General features: G+C 72.7%; 13 protein-coding genes. 7 read left to right on the top strand and 6 right to left on the bottom strand.

Going from position 1 to position 14,005, the window contains the following annotated elements; translation table 11 throughout:
- Positions 1-286: 286 nt before the first annotated feature.
- Positions 287-1,234 (bottom strand): DeoR/GlpR family DNA-binding transcription regulator, encoded by a 948-nt coding sequence (locus ACGFRF_RS39720; protein WP_393748694.1) that lies wholly within the window; start codon positions 1,232-1,234, stop codon positions 287-289.
- 166 nt (positions 1,235-1,400) lie between these two features.
- A complete protein-coding gene (locus tag ACGFRF_RS39715; RefSeq protein ID WP_393748692.1) occupies positions 1,401-2,849 on the bottom strand; it encodes an NAD(P)H-quinone dehydrogenase in 1,449 nt (482 codons plus the stop codon).
- A gap of 96 nt (positions 2,850-2,945) precedes the next feature.
- Here ACGFRF_RS39715 and ACGFRF_RS39710 point away from each other — a divergent pair, with 96 nt between their 5' ends.
- From ACGFRF_RS39710 to ACGFRF_RS39700, 3 genes are all read left to right on the top strand, one after another.
- The gene (locus tag ACGFRF_RS39710) at positions 2,946-3,383 is read left to right on the top strand and encodes a gamma-glutamylcyclotransferase (protein WP_393748690.1); all 438 of its coding nucleotides are present in this window, start codon (positions 2,946-2,948) and stop codon (positions 3,381-3,383) included.
- 136 nt (positions 3,384-3,519) lie between these two features.
- On the top strand, positions 3,520-4,344 hold the full coding sequence (locus tag ACGFRF_RS39705) for a purine-nucleoside phosphorylase (protein ID WP_393748688.1): 825 nt from the start codon (positions 3,520-3,522) through the stop codon (positions 4,342-4,344).
- 232 nt (positions 4,345-4,576) lie between these two features.
- Positions 4,577-6,208 carry a phospho-sugar mutase gene (locus ACGFRF_RS39700; RefSeq protein WP_393748686.1) on the top strand — a complete coding sequence of 544 codons (1,632 nt, stop codon included), beginning with the start codon at positions 4,577-4,579 and terminating at the stop codon, positions 6,206-6,208.
- Between the two features lie 804 nt (positions 6,209-7,012).
- Here ACGFRF_RS39700 and ACGFRF_RS39695 read toward each other — a convergent pair.
- Positions 7,013-7,309: a hypothetical protein gene (locus ACGFRF_RS39695; RefSeq protein ID WP_393748684.1), complete on the bottom strand. Its 297-nt coding sequence runs from the start codon at positions 7,307-7,309 to the stop codon at positions 7,013-7,015.
- Positions 7,310-7,520: 211 nt separating this feature from the next.
- Positions 7,521-8,222, bottom strand: a complete 702-nt coding sequence (locus tag ACGFRF_RS39690; protein ID WP_393748682.1) for a PH domain-containing protein — start codon at positions 8,220-8,222, stop codon at positions 7,521-7,523.
- Between the two features lie 138 nt (positions 8,223-8,360).
- Here ACGFRF_RS39690 and deoC point away from each other — a divergent pair, with 138 nt between their 5' ends.
- Genes deoC through ACGFRF_RS39675 form a run of 3 tightly spaced genes read left to right on the top strand, consistent with a single transcriptional unit; the run spans position 8,361 to position 11,645 of the window.
- Positions 8,361-9,320, top strand: coding sequence for a deoxyribose-phosphate aldolase (gene deoC / locus ACGFRF_RS39685; RefSeq protein ID WP_393748700.1), 960 nt, complete (start codon positions 8,361-8,363; stop codon positions 9,318-9,320).
- 5 nt (positions 9,321-9,325) lie between these two features.
- The gene (locus tag ACGFRF_RS39680) at positions 9,326-10,762 is read left to right on the top strand and encodes an aldehyde dehydrogenase family protein (RefSeq protein WP_393748680.1); all 1,437 of its coding nucleotides are present in this window, start codon (positions 9,326-9,328) and stop codon (positions 10,760-10,762) included.
- Positions 10,755-11,645 carry an aldehyde dehydrogenase family protein gene (locus ACGFRF_RS39675; RefSeq protein ID WP_393748678.1) on the top strand — a complete coding sequence of 297 codons (891 nt, stop codon included), beginning with the start codon at positions 10,755-10,757 and terminating at the stop codon, positions 11,643-11,645. The genes ACGFRF_RS39680 and ACGFRF_RS39675 overlap by 8 nt, the downstream gene beginning before the upstream one ends.
- 107 nt (positions 11,646-11,752) lie before the next feature.
- Here ACGFRF_RS39675 and ACGFRF_RS39670 read toward each other — a convergent pair whose 3' ends face one another.
- Positions 11,753-12,148, bottom strand: coding sequence for a hypothetical protein (locus ACGFRF_RS39670; protein ID WP_393748676.1), 396 nt, complete (start codon positions 12,146-12,148; stop codon positions 11,753-11,755).
- Between the two features lie 160 nt (positions 12,149-12,308).
- On the opposite strand from ACGFRF_RS39670, the gene ACGFRF_RS39665 reads away from it, so the two are divergent.
- Positions 12,309-12,908 (top strand): uridine kinase, encoded by a 600-nt coding sequence (locus tag ACGFRF_RS39665; RefSeq protein ID WP_393748698.1) that lies wholly within the window; start codon positions 12,309-12,311, stop codon positions 12,906-12,908.
- 131 nt (positions 12,909-13,039) lie between these two features.
- On the opposite strand, the gene ACGFRF_RS39660 is transcribed toward ACGFRF_RS39665, so the two are convergent.
- Positions 13,040-13,843, bottom strand: a complete 804-nt coding sequence (locus tag ACGFRF_RS39660) for a SigE family RNA polymerase sigma factor (RefSeq protein ID WP_393748674.1) — start codon at positions 13,841-13,843, stop codon at positions 13,040-13,042.
- Between the last annotated feature and the right edge of the window lie 162 nt (positions 13,844-14,005).

Genomic DNA, 14,005 nt, shown 5'->3' with positions numbered 1-14,005 from the left:
TGAACGCGCACAAGTCCGGCACCATCAAGGGCCTGACCGCCGACGTCGGCGCCTCCATCACCTCGGGCGCCGCCATCTGCGAGATCAAGGACTGACGGCGAGCAGCCCGCGCTGCGACGCCCGGTGGACCGGCTGTTCCGGTCCCCCGGGCGTTGCGCGTTCCGGGGCGCCGCGGCGCCCCGCCGGGGCGCGGGGACCCACGCGATCAGCCCCCGCGACCCGCACCCGCACAACGGGCCCGAAGCCCTACGGCGAACAGGCGACGCAAACGCCTGGAGCCTTCCCGCTAACGGCGCCGCAGGTCGGCGACGCGCCCCCGCTCGGCACCGGCCGTGGATTCCCCGAGACCCGCCGCGCGCAGTGCGGAGGAACCCGGCACATGCCCCCGGCGGGGCCCTGGCAGGGCCCGCTGCTGACGCGCCGCAGGCCCCTGCTCACCCCCCGGGTTCCCGCTCGCCCCGGCCACGGCGATCTGCACCCCCTGATCGGCGAGAGCCTGCAGCTCGGTGGCGGCACGGTCGTCGTGGGCGGGCGGCTCGTCGGTGACCAGGCGGGTGATGAGGTCCGTCGGCACGGTCTGGAACATCGTGTCCGTGCCGAGCTTGGTGTGGTCGGCGAGGACCACGACCTCCGCGGCGGCCTGCACCAGCGCCCGGTCGACGGACGCCGAGAGCATGTTGGACGTGGAGAGGCCGCGCTCGGCGGTGAGCCCGCTCCCGGACAGGAAGGCCCGGGACACGCGCAGCCCCTGCAGGGACTGCTCGGCGCCGGAGCCGACGAGGGCGTAGTTGGAGCCGCGCAGGGTGCCGCCGGTCATCACGACCTCCACCCGGTTGGCGTGGGCCAGCGCCTGGGCCACCAGCAGGGAGTTGGTGACGACGGTCAGTCCGGGCACCCGCGCGAGCCGGCGGGCCAGCTCCTGCGTGGTGGTACCCGCGCCGACCACGATGGCCTCGCCCTCTTCGACGAGGCCCGCGGCGAGGTCGGCGATGGCCGTCTTCTCGGCGGTCGCGAGATGAGACTTCTGCGGAAAGCCGGACTCCCGCGTGAACCCGCCCGGCAGTACCGCACCGCCGTGCCGGCGGTCGAGGAGTCCTTCTGCCTCCAGTGCGCGCACGTCCCGCCGTACGGTCACTTCGGAGGTCTGGACGACGCGGGCGAGTTCACGGAGCGACACGGCACCGTTCGCTCGCACCATTTCGAGGATCAATTGGCGACGTTCAGCAGCGAACACGAAACTGACAGTAACCCCAGCGACCGTCTGCTTTCAGCAGTTTGCGCCGAATAACAGAAGTTGTTCGCATGGCAGGGGCGGAAGTGGTATAGGACCTATCCGCCCCGACTATGCCGTCCGCACTCGCGGCGACTCCCTGTGACCAGCGGTGAAGCCGCCCGGCCGGTCAGGCCTCGGCGCTCGCCTTGCGCGTGTGCAGCTGCCGGGCGACCTCCGCGATCGACCCCGAAAGGGAGGGGTACACGGTGAACGCGTTCGCGATCTGTTCGACCGTCAGATTGTTGTCGACGGCGATCGAGATGGGGTGGATGAGTTCCGAGGCGCGGGGCGCCACGACCACACCGCCGACGACGATGCCCGTACCGGGCCGGCAGAAGATCTTGACGAAGCCGTCCCGGATGCCCTGCATCTTGGCGCGCGGGTTGCGCAGCAGGGGCAGCTTGACGACCCGCGCGTCGATCTTGCCCGCGTCCACGTCCGCCTGCGTGTAGCCGACGGTGGCGATCTCGGGGTCGGTGAAGACGTTGGAGGAGACCGTCTTCAGGTTCAGCGGGGCCACCGCGTCGCCGAGGAAGTGGTACATGGCGATACGTCCCTGCATGGCGGCGACGGACGCCAGCGCGAAGACGCCGGTGACGTCACCGGCCGCGTAGACGCCGGGGGCGGTCGTCCGGGACACCTTGTCGGTCCAGATGTGGCCCGACTCGCGCAGCTTGACGCCGGCCTCCTCCAGGCCGAGGCCCGCGCTGTTCGGGATGGCGCCGACGGCCATGAGGCAGTGCGAGCCGCTGATGACGCGCCCGTCGGCCAGCGTCACCTCCACCCGGTCGCCGACCCGCTTGGCGGACTGCGCACGGGAGCGGGCCATGACGTTCATGCCACGGCGGCGGAAGACGTCCTCCAGGACGGCGGCGGCGTCCGGGTCCTCGCCGGGCAGCACACGGTCGCGGGACGACACGAGCGTCACCTTCGACCCGAGGGCCTGATAGGCGCCGGCGAACTCGGCACCGGTCACACCGGAGCCGACCACGATCAGCTCGTCCGGCAGCTCGGTGAGGTCGTAGACCTGGGTCCAGTTCAGGATGCGCTCGCCGTCGGGCTGGGCGTCGGGCAGCTCGCGCGGGTGGCCGCCGGTGGCGATGAGGACGGCGTCGGCGGTGAGGGTCTCCTCGGTGCCGTCGGCGGCGGTGACGACGACCTTGCGGGAGCCGTCGAGGGCCTGCATGCCGTCCAGCCGGCCACGGCCGCGCATGACCCGGGCGCCGGCCCGGGTGACGGACGCGGTGATGTCGTGGGACTGGGCGAGCGCGAGCCGCTTCACCCGCCGGTTGACCTTGCCGAGGTCCACGCCGACCACCCGGGGCGCCTGCTCCAGGGGCGGGGTGTCGTCGGCGACGATGATCCCCAGCTCCTCGTAGGAGGAGTCGAAGGTGGTCATCACCTCGGCCGTAGCGATAAGGGTCTTCGACGGTACGCAGTCGGTCAGCACCGACGCTCCGCCCAGACCGTCGCAGTCGACGACGGTCACCTCCGCGCCGAGCTGGGCGGCCACCAGGGCCGCCTCGTATCCGCCGGGTCCGCCACCGATGATCACGATCCGAGTCACGTACTCCATTGTCCCGCACGCTTCAAGGTGCTACTGCCCGGGGGCGCACCGAAGCTCCGCGTGGGACGGGAGTGACCCGCGTTGCCCCTGCCGTACCCTCTCTCCATGTCGCTCTATGCCGCGTACGCCGGCAACCTCGACGCGCGGCTGATGTCCCGCCGCGCCCCGCACTCGCCGCTGCGCGCCACCGGCTGGCTGAACGGCTGGCGGCTGACCTTCGGCGGGGAGCAGCTGGGCTGGGAGGGCGCGCTGGCGACGATCGTGGAGGATCCGCTGGCCGAGGTCTTCGTCGGCCTGTACGACCTCGCGCCCCTGGACGAGGACTCGCTCGACCGGTGGGAGGGCGTGGGTCTCGGCATCTACCGCCGGGTGCGCGTGCGCGTGCACACCCTGGACGGCGAGGAGCCGGCCTGGGCGTACGTCCTCAACGGTTACGAGGGCGGACTGCCGTCGGCGCGCTATCTGGGCGAGATCGCCGATGCGGCGGAGTCCGCCGGGGCGCCCCACGACTATGTGATGGAACTCCGCAAGCGTCCCTGCTGAGCCGCTCGGCCGACGGCTTCCTCGCGGCTTTCCTGTGCTTTTGCCCCTCCGTTGTGGGAAACGACAAGACAACGATCCCCATCCCGTGGGCTCTGTCATCTACGCGCGTAGGCACAGACCGGCTACCCTCATCGGCGTGAACGCATCTCTTCTTCCGGACGACCTCCAGGGCGATCCCTACGCCGCCGCCGACGCCGCCGCCGCGCGCCTGCGCGCACTCACCGGCGCCGAGACCCACGACGTCGCCCTCGTGATGGGCTCCGGCTGGGCTCCGGCGGTCGACGCGCTGGGCGCCCCCGACGCCGAGTTCCAGGTCACCGAGCTGCCCGGCTTCCCGCCGCCGGCCGTCGAGGGCCACGGCGGCACGATTCGCTCGTACGCCTTCGGGGACAAGCGTGCGCTGGTCTTCCTGGGCCGCACGCACTACTACGAGGGCCGTGGCGTCGCCGCCGTCGCGCACGGCGTCCGTACGGCCGTGGCCGCCGGCTGCAAGACCGTGGTCCTCACCAACGGCTGCGGCGGCCTGCGCGAGGGCATGCGCCCCGGCCAGCCGGTCCTCATCAGCGACCACATCAACCTGACGGCGACCTCCCCGATCGTGGGCGCCAACTTCGTCGACCTGACGGACCTCTACTCCCCCCGCCTGCGCGCCCTGTGCAAGGAGATCGACCCCACCCTCGAGGAGGGCGTCTACGCGCAGTTCCCCGGCCCGCACTACGAGACCCCGGCCGAGATCCGCATGGCCCGCGTGATCGGCGCGGACCTGGTCGGCATGTCCACGGTCCTCGAGGCGATCGCCGCGCGCGAGGCCGGCGCCGAGGTGCTGGGCATCTCCCTGGTGACGAACCTGGCCGCGGGCATGACGGGCGAACCCCTCAACCACGAGGAGGTCCTCCAGGCAGGCCGCGACTCGGCGTCCCGTATGGGCCAGCTGCTGGCGCAGGTACTGGGCAGGATCTGACAGAGCGCGGCGCTGCGGCCGACTCCGGCCGGGAGCGGCATGTGCGTCGCGTCGCGCGGACCCGGCGCCGCGGGCACGGTGAGCGGGGCGGGCGGCGTGGATGCCACCGGCGGTGGCGCGATCGGGCTCGTTCGCGTTCCGGCCGACCGGGTCGGGTGGGCGGGCAAGGACGGGGGTCCGGGGGCCAAGCCCCCAGCGGGACCAGGCAAACACAGGAGAGGTTGATCCCAAGGTGCACGACGATCTCATCGCCCGGGCCAAGGCATGGCTCGCCGAGGACCCCGACCCGGAGACTCGCGACGAACTCGCCAAGCTGATCGACGCCTGCGACACGCAGGAACTGTCGGCCCGCTTCCGCGGCACCCTCCAGTTCGGCACCGCCGGCCTGCGAGGCGAACTCGGTGCCGGCCCGATGCGCATGAACCGCGGCGTCGTCATCCGCGCCGCCGCCGGTCTCGCGGCGTACCTGAAGAAGAACGGCCACGCCGGAGGGCTCGTCGTCGTCGGCTACGACGCCCGCCACAAGTCCGCCGACTTCGCCCGCGACACCGCCGCCGTGATGACCGGCGCCGGCCTGCGCGCGGCCGTACTCCCGCGCCCGCTGCCCACCCCCGTGCTGGCCTTCGCCATAAGGCACCTCGGCGCGGTCGCGGGCGTGGAGGTCACCGCCAGCCACAACCCGCCCCGGGACAACGGCTACAAGGTGTACCTCGGCGACGGTTCCCAGATCGTCCCGCCCGCCGACGCGGAGATCGCCGCCGAGATCGACGCGATCGCCTCGCTGAACGACGTACCGCGCCCGGACACCGGCTGGGAGACCCTGGACGACACGGTCCTGGAGGCCTACCTCGCCCGCACGGACGCGGTCCTGGCCCCCGGCTCCCCGCGCACCGCCCGCACGGTCTACACGGCGATGCACGGTGTCGGCAAGGACGTCCTGCTCGCCGCGTTCGCCCGGGCCGGCTTCCCCGAGCCGGCGCTGGTGGCCGAGCAGGCCGACCCGGACCCGGACTTCCCGACGGTCGCCTTCCCCAACCCTGAGGAGCCCGGCGCGATGGACCTGGCGTTCGCCCGGGCCCGCGCCACCGACCCGGACCTGGTCATCGCCAACGACCCCGACGCCGACCGCTGCGCCGTGGCCGTGAAGGACGGCGGCGACTGGCGCATGCTGCGCGGCGACGAGGTCGGCGCCCTGCTCGCCGCCCACCTGGTCCGACGCGGAGCGCGCGGCACCTTCGCCGAGTCGATCGTCTCCTCCTCCCTGCTCGGCCGGATCGCCGAGAAGGCGGGCCTGCCGTACGAGGAGACCCTGACCGGCTTCAAGTGGATCGCCCGCGTGGACGGCCTGCGCTACGGCTACGAGGAGGCCCTCGGCTACTGCGTGGACCCGGAGGGCGTGCGCGACAAGGACGGCATCACGGCCGCGCTGCTGATCACGGAGCTGGCGTCCGTGCTCAAGGAGGAGGGCCGTACGCTGCTCGACCTCCTGGACGACCTCGCCGTCGAACACGGCCTGCACGCCACCGACCAGCTGTCGGTCCGGGTCGAGGACCTCTCGCTCATCGCCGCCGCGATGCGCCGCCTGCGCGAGCAGCCGCCGACCGAGCTGGCAGGGCTGTCCATCGTCCGGGCCGAGGACCTCACACTGGGCACGGACAAGCTGCCGCCCACCGACGGCCTGCGCTACACCCTCGACGGCGCCCGTGTCATCGTCCGCCCGAGCGGCACCGAGCCCAAGCTGAAGTGCTACCTGGAGGTCGTCGTACCGGTCGCGACCCCCGCCGGCCTCCCGGCCGCCCGCACCCGAGCGACCGAGCTGCTGGACGCCGTGAAGCGCGACCTGTCGGCGGCCGCCGGCATCTGACCCCCACCCGGGGCGCCCTACCCACGGGCGCCCCGACGGGTCGTGCACGACGGCGCTCACGGGCCTCCCGTCGCCCCGGATCGCCTACGGCGGTGCTCGCGGGCCTTCCTCCGCCCGGCCCATGTACGGCGGCGGTCCCGAGCCTCGGTCGACCCAGCCCCTCCACAACGGCGCTCCCCGGCCTCCCACCGCCCAGCCCCTCCACAACGGCGCTCCCCGGCCTCCCACCGCCCAGCCCATCCACGACGGCGCTCCCCGGCCTCCCACCGCCCAGCCCATCCACGACGGCGCTCCCCGGCCTCCCGTCGCCCCGGATCGCCTACGGCGGTGCTCGCGGGCCTTCCTCCGCCCGGCCCATGTACGGCGGCGGTCCCGAGCCTCGGTCGACCCAGCCCCTCCACAACGGCGCTCCCCGGCCTCCCACCGCCCAGCCACGACGACGCTCCCCGGCCTCCCACCGCCCCGGATCGCCTACGGCGGCGCTCGCGGGCCTTCCTCCGCCCGGCCCATGTACGGCGGCGGTCCCGAGCCTCGGTCGACCCAGCCCCTCCACAACGGCGCTCCCCGACCTCCCACCGCCCAGCCACGACGACGCTCCCCGGCCTCCCACCGCCTCGGCCCGCGTCTCACCCGCGCTCTCGTCCTGACGACGGCCACGCTCGGCCTCCGTACTGCCGTGGCGTGTCCGGGGGTACGCCGTGACGAGGGCGACGGCGGTGAGCCCCGGCGCGAGCAGGACGCCGCCGGACGCGAGCAGGTACCGGCCCCGGCGCACGCCCCGGTCCGCGTCCGGCAGCGGTGCGGTCACCCCGGCAGCCGCCTCCCGGGCCCGCTCCACGCTGCCGGGCCCGCGCCGTCGGCCGCAGCACGACCAGGGCTCCGCACCAGCGCGAGCGCGGCCACGGCGGTCATGGCTGCCGGCCAGGTCGGGCCCGGTCGCAGGCCGAGCAGGAGCACCGCGAGCACGGGCGCCGACACCGGCGCGATCTCGGGGCGCGCGTACAGCCACATCCCGTGCAGCACCAGCAGGGCGGCGGCCCAGGGGCACCGGCCGGCCGGCAGGACGAGCAGCCCGGTCACGGCCATGGTGGCGGCCGGCACGATCAGCTGCGTCCGCGTCCCCGTGGGCAGCGGACCCAGCGGGCCGGCAGGGCGTCGGGTCAGCGGCGCGGGTGCTCGCCGTTCCAGGAAGGGCAGCCGTCGGGCACGGCGGAAGCGGGCAGCGGCAGCGGCCGCCCGGGCGTCGTGCTCATCGTCTTCCAGGCACTCGGTGAGGGCGGGCCGGGCCGGGGAACGGCCCCGGCGGACCGCCTCAGCCGACCGCCAGCAGAATCACCAGCAGAATGGCCCCGGCCACCGCCGGGGCGGCCACCTCGTACGCCCAGCGGACCGTCGTCTCGCCCTGGGCCGCCTCCGCCTCCGCGCGTCGCTCCAGCAGTTCGCGCAGGTCGTCCATGACCTGGTCGGTCTCCGCCCGGGACGGCCCGGGGTCCGAGCCGCGCAGGCCGAACCCGCCGAGGCCGAGGCCGCTCGGCCCGAGCCCGCCGACCCGTCCGCCCGGCGCCACGCCCCGGGCCGCGTCCGCCGCCGCCCGCTGCTGCCGGCGTGCCGCCTTCTTGCGGGCCCGCAGCGAGACGGGGATCGCCCACAGCTGGTACTTGCTGCCGGACTTGGTGACGACCTCGTTGGAGTAGCTGGAGCGCAGGCCGGCGACATCGCCCCAGGGCACGGTGATCACCCGGAAGGGGTTGCGGATGCGCAGCCGGTCCTCGTTCGCGAAGACCGCGGGGCGGAGCGTGAAGGCGACCACGAGCGGAACGACCAGGATCATCCCGGCGAGCGCCAGCCACGGGGTCCGGCCGTGGCCCTTGAACAGCGCGTCGAAGCCCAGCCAGCAGGCGACCGCGAGCAGCAGCACGCCGCCCACGAGCGCCATGGGCGAGCGGTAGATCCGGTCCTTGGCGGCGGGCACCGGAGGCTGTGGCGCGGGTGACTGGTGGTCCGGGGTGGTCATGGCCCCGATTCTGCACGACACCGGCGGCGGTGCCCCCACGTGCCCCGGGACCGGCGCTCATCCGTGATCTGGCGGGCGGGCGACGAGCACCCGGGGGTGTACAGCCGCTACGCGCGTAGATATGCTCGTCTGGTGACCATGCCCACCTCTGCACCCACAGCAACCGCTCTCGCTGACGTCACCGCGTCCGACAGCACGCTGCGCCGCTACCTGCACGGGCTGCCCGGCGTCGACGCGGTCGGCCTGGAGGCGCGCGCCGCGTCCCTCGGCACCCGTTCCATCAAGACCACCGCGAAGGCGTACGCCATCGACCTCGCCATCTCGATGGTCGACCTGACGACGCTGGAAGGCGCGGACACCCCGGGCAAGGTCCGGGCGCTCGGCGCCAAGGCGGTCCATCCCGACCCCACGGACCGCACGACGCCGACCACGGCCGCGGTCTGCGTCTACCCCGACATGGTGGCCGTCGCCAAGGAGGCCGTCGCCGGCTCGGGCGTGAAGGTCGCCTCCGTGGCCACCGCCTTCCCGGCCGGCCGCGCCGCCATCGAGGTGAAGCTGGCCGACGTCCGCGAGGCCGTCGCCGCGGGCGCCGACGAGATCGACATGGTCATCGACCGCGGCGCGTTCCTCGCCGGCAAGTACCTGAAGGTGTACGACGAGATCGTCGCCGTGAAGGAGGCCTGCGGGACGAGCGCCCGGCTGAAGGTCATCTTCGAGACCGGCGAGCTGTCGACGTACGACAACATCCGCCGCGCCTCCTGGCTCGGCATGCTGGCCGGCGCCGACTTCATCAAGACCTCCACCGGCAAGGTCGCCGTCAACGCGACCCCGGCCAACACCCTGCTGATGCTGGAGGCGGTGCGCGACTTCCGCGCCCAGACCGGCGTCCAGGTCGGCGTGAAGCCCGCCGGTGGCATCCGCACCAGCAAGGACGCCATCAAGTTCCTCGTCCTGGTCAACGAGACCGCCGGCGCGGACTGGCTGGACAACCACTGGTTCCGCTTCGGCGCCTCCTCGCTCCTCAACGACCTGCTGATGCAGCGCCAGAAGCTGGCCACCGGCCGCTACTCCGGCCCCGACTACGTGACGGTGGACTGATCACCATGGCTTCCGTGTTCGAGTACGCACCGGCGCCCGAGTCCCGCTCGGTCGTCGACATCGCCCCCTCCTACGGCCTGTTCATCGACGGCGAGTTCGTGGACGCGGCCGACGGGAAGGTCTTCAAGACGGTCAGCCCGTCGACCGAGGAGGTCCTCTCCGAGGTCGCGCGGGCCGGCGCCGAGGACGTCGACCGCGCGGTGCAGGCCGCCCGCAAGGCGTTCGCGAAGTGGTCGGCGCTGCCCGGCTCCGAGCGCGCCAAGTACCTGTTCCGCATCGCCCGGATCATCCAGGAGCGCAGCCGCGAGCTGGCCGTCCTGGAGACGCTGGACAACGGCAAGCCGATCAAGGAGACCCGTGACGCGGACCTCCCGCTGGTCGCCGCGCACTTCTTCTACTACGCGGGCTGGGCCGACAAGCTCGACCACGCCGGCTTCGGCGCGAACCCGCGTCCACTGGGCGTGGCCGGCCAGGTCATTCCTTGGAACTTCCCGCTGCTGATGCTGGCGTGGAAGATCGCCCCGGCGCTGGCGACGGGCAACACGGTCGTCCTGAAGCCGGCGGAGACCACCCCCCTGTCGGCCCTGTTCTTCGCGGACATCTGCCGCCAGGCGGGCCTGCCCAAGGGTGTCGTCAACATCCTTCCGGGTTACGGCGACGCGGGCGCCGCGCTCGTCGCGCACCCCGACGTGAACAAGGTGGCCTTCACCGGCTCCACGGCCGTCGGCAAGGAGATCGCCCGCACGGTCGCCGGCACGAAGAAGAAGCTCACCCTCGAACTGGGCGGCAAGGGCGCCAACATCGTCTTCGACGACGCTCCGATCGACCAGGCCGTCGAGGGCATCGTGACCGGCATCTTCTTCAACCAGGGCCAGGTCTGCTGCGCCGGGTCCCGCCTCCTCGTCCAGGAGTCGGTCCAGGACGAGCTGCTGGACTCCCTCAAGCGCCGTCTGTCGACTCTGCGCCTCGGTGACCCGCTGGACAAGAACACCGACATCGGCGCGATCAACTCCGCCGAGCAGCTGGCCCGGATCACCGCGCTGGCCGACCAGGGCGAGGCGGAGGGCGCCGAACGCTGGTCGCCGGCCTGCGATCTGCCCAGCTCCGGCTACTGGTTCGCCCCGACGCTCTTCACGAACGTCACCCAGGCGCACACCATCGCCCGCGACGAGATCTTCGGCCCGGTGCTGTCGGTCCTCACCTTCCGCACGCCGGACGAGGCGGTCGCCAAGGCGAACAACACGCAGTACGGCCTGTCGGCCGGCATCTGGACCGAGAAGGGCTCGCGGATCCTGGCCGTCGCGAACAAGCTGCGGGCCGGTGTCGTCTGGTCCAACACGTTCAACAAGTTCGACCCGACCTCGCCGTTCGGCGGCTACAAGGAGTCGGGCTTCGGCCGCGAGGGCGGCCGCCACGGCCTGGAGGCGTACCTCGATGTCTGAGCAGAACCGTCTGAGCGTCTTCAAGACCTACAAGCTGTACGTCGGCGGGAAGTTCCCGCGTTCCGAGAGCGGCCGGGTGTACGAGGTGACGGACTCGAAGGGCAACTGGCTGGCCAACGCTCCGCAGTCCTCCCGCAAGGACGCGCGTGACGCGGTCGTGGCCGCGCGCAAGGCGTTCGGCGGCTGGTCCGGCGCGACGGCCTACAACCGCGGCCAGGTCCTCTACCGCGTCGCGGAGATGCTGGAGGGCCGCCGGGAGCAGTTCGTGCGCGAAGTGGCCGACGCGGAGGGCCTGTCGAAGTCCAAGGCGGCGGCGGTCGTGGACGCCACGATCGACCGCTGGGTCTGGTACGCGGGCTGGACCGACAAGATCGCCCAGGTGATCGGCGGTGCCAACCCGGTGGCGGGCCCGTTCTTCAACCTCTCCTCCCCGGAACCGACCGGCGTGGTCGCCGTCCTGGCCCCGCAGGAGTCGTCCTTCCTCGGCCTGGTCTCGGTCGTGGCCCCGGTGATCGCCACCGGCAACACCGCGATCGTGATCGCCTCCGAGAAGGCCCCGCTGCCCGCCCTGTCCCTCGGCGAGGTGCTGGCCACCTCCGACGTGCCGGGCGGTGTGGTCAACGTCCTGTCCGGCCGTACGGCGGAGATCGCGGCCCCGCTGGCCGCGCACCAGGACGTCAACGCGATCGACCTCGCGGGCGCCGACGAGGCGCTGGCGAAGGAGCTGGAGATCGCGGCGGCGGACAACCTCAAGCGCGTCCTGCGTCCACAGCCTGTGGATTACTTCGAGACGCCCGGGATCGAGCGGTTGACGGCGTTCCTGGAGACGAAGACGGTGTGGCACCCGACGGGGGCGTTGGGCGCCTCGGGGTCCTCTTACTGACAGGGGCCTCTGACCGACGGGGTTCCGGGTGGGGAACTGCCACGGCCGGCCGGCTGCGGGTTCGTGGTGGCTTGCCGGCAGTTCCCCGCGCCCCTTTCGGGGCGCTCTCAGCGGCCCGGGGCCCCGAGGAACCGCCCCACCACCGGGACGCTGCCGAGCGACGGGGCCTGGGCCAGCGGGCGGGTCAGCGTCTGGGAGCCGACCGGCTTGAAGTCGGCCAGTTGGGTGCTCACACCGTTGTCGAGCGGGTCCACGCCCGTACCCGCGAGCGGGTTCGGCTTCAGGCCGGCGACCGGACCGGTGACGTAGCCGACGATGCCCGTCGCGGCGGCCACGCCCGCCTGCGGGTCGACGTTGCCGAGGCCCACGGGCCGGTAGTTGACGCCCGGGACGGAATCGGCGGACGCCGTCGCCGCCCCCGCGGCCAGGGCCGCTCCGGCGGTCGCGAGGGCGATCAGGGCGCGCTGCGCGGTGGGGTGCTGGGAAGAGGTGTGTCGGGCCATCGCTGGTGCCACCTTCTGGTGCGCAGGGTAATGAGGTCGGTACGCAGGGTAGTTGAGGTGCGACTCACGCTCAAAAGCCGACCCGCGGGGTCGGCAGGCGGCTCCCCATGCGTCAAACTGGTGTTCCGTGAGCATTCATCCACCGTCCCCCGCCCGTGTCGTGCTGCTGTGCGGCCCCTCGGGCTCGGGCAAGTCCCTCGTCGCCGCCCGTTCCGGGCTCCCGGTCCTGCGCCTGGACGACTTCTACAAGGAGGGTGACGACCCGACCCTGCCCCAGGTGGAGGGCAGTTCGGACATCGACTGGGACCACCCGGAGTCGTGGGACGCGGACGTCGCGGTCGAGGCCATCGCCCGGCTGTGCGCCACGGGGTCGACGCCGGTGCCCGTGTACGACATCGCGCTGAGCGCCCGTACCGGCGAGGAGACGCTGCACATCGGCCGTACCCCGCTGTTCATCGCGGAGGGGATCTTCGCCGCGGAGATAGTCGAGCGCTGCCGGGAACGGGGTGTACTGGCGGACGCCCTGTGCCTCACCCGTGGTCCGCTCACCACCTTCCGGCGCCGCTTCCTGCGGGACCTGAAGGAGGGCCGCAAGTCGGTGCTGTTCCTGCTGCGCCGCGGCTGGCGGCTGATGCGCGCGGAACGGTCGATCGTCACCCGCCAGGTGTCCCTGGGCGCGCATCCGTGCGACCGGGACGAGGCGCTGAGCCGGCTGGCGGCAGCGGCGGGCCGGCAGACGCGTCGGCAGACGGTGGCGTGACCGCGTAGGAACGCGGAACGGGACCGGTCGGCCCCCCGGCCCACCAGTCCCGTTCCTCTGCGCTCCCCCGTGTTCCCCCGTGGGTCCACCCCCCCAGTGGTCCCCCGTTCCCCCCGTACTCCCCCCTGACCTCAGGCGACCAGCTCGCCGAAGGCGTTCTCCTCGTCACGGCCGAAGCTGAGGACCTCGTCCTCGCGCAGCCGGCGGAGCGACCGCCAGATGCTGGACTTCACCGTGCCGACACTGATGCCGAGGATCTCCGCGATCTCCGGGTCCGTGCGGCCCTCGTAGTAACGCAGGACCAGCATGGTGCGCTGGAGTTCGGGCAGTCGGGCCAGCGCCTGCCACAGCACCGCGCGCAGTTCGGTGCCGCGCATCGCGTCCGTCTCGCCGGGCGTCTCGGGCAGTTCCTCGGTCGGGTACTCGTTGAGCTTGCGGCGCCGCCAGGCGCTGATGTGCAGGTTGGTCATGGTGCGGCGGAGGTACCCGCCGACCGCAGCCTTGTCGCTGATCCGGTCCCACGCCTTGTACGTCGAGAACAGCGCGCTCTGCAGCAGGTCCTCGGCCTCGAAACGGTCGCCGGTCAGGTGGTAGGCGGTGGCGTACAGGGAGGCGCGGCGCTCCTGGACGTAGGCGGTGAACTCCGCCTCCGTCAGCGAGCGGCGCTCCCCCGGGTCCTCCCCGTACGCGGATCCCCCGTGCGTCTCCCCCGTGCGGGCGTCCACCACCGTCATGTAGGGCTGACGCCCCTGCTGCGCGGGGACGGTGTACTGCCGCCCGGTGCCTCGAGCGCACCCCCGCGCTCCCCCACGCTCGAGCACGCTCGTGCGGGAGGACCCCCCGTCGGCACCGGACTTCTCCGAACCGGACCCCCGGTGCACGTCGTGCAGACGCGTGACCACTGCGCTGGTGCTGATGCTGTGCAGCGTGTTCATCTCGCGCTCCCCGTCGTGGACTTCCGGTGATCCGGTCTCGCTCCGGGCTGGTTCCGGCTGACCGCCGTGCCCGTGCCCAAAAGACTGCCGGGGCCACTTCATCGCCGTGTCCGTCGACTGTCACAGACCTGTCACAGGGGTCCGACACGCCGCCGTCACACA

The organism is Streptomyces sp. NPDC048521 (genome assembly GCF_043199855.1).
Classification (GTDB): domain Bacteria; phylum Actinomycetota; class Actinomycetes; order Streptomycetales; family Streptomycetaceae; genus Streptomyces.
Note: the sequence above shows the minus strand (reverse complement) of the source record. Positions and strands in the feature narration are given on the sequence as shown.

Coding starts and splice junctions, on each gene's coding strand:
- ACGFRF_RS39670 (WP_393748676.1), bottom strand. CDS start 12,148: ATGGCCCGACACACCTCTTCCCAGCACCCCACCGCGCAGCGCGCCCTG.
- ACGFRF_RS39660 (WP_393748674.1), bottom strand. CDS start 13,843: ATGAACACGCTGCACAGCATCAGCACCAGCGCAGTGGTCACGCGTCTG.
- ACGFRF_RS39715 (WP_393748692.1), bottom strand. CDS start 2,849: ATGGAGTACGTGACTCGGATCGTGATCATCGGTGGCGGACCCGGCGGA.
- ACGFRF_RS39680 (WP_393748680.1), top strand. CDS start 9,326: ATGGCTTCCGTGTTCGAGTACGCACCGGCGCCCGAGTCCCGCTCGGTC.
- ACGFRF_RS39710 (WP_393748690.1), top strand. CDS start 2,946: ATGTCGCTCTATGCCGCGTACGCCGGCAACCTCGACGCGCGGCTGATG.
- ACGFRF_RS39690 (WP_393748682.1), bottom strand. CDS start 8,222: ATGACCACCCCGGACCACCAGTCACCCGCGCCACAGCCTCCGGTGCCC.
- deoC (WP_393748700.1), top strand. CDS start 8,361: ATGCCCACCTCTGCACCCACAGCAACCGCTCTCGCTGACGTCACCGCG.
- ACGFRF_RS39675 (WP_393748678.1), top strand. CDS start 10,755: ATGTCTGAGCAGAACCGTCTGAGCGTCTTCAAGACCTACAAGCTGTAC.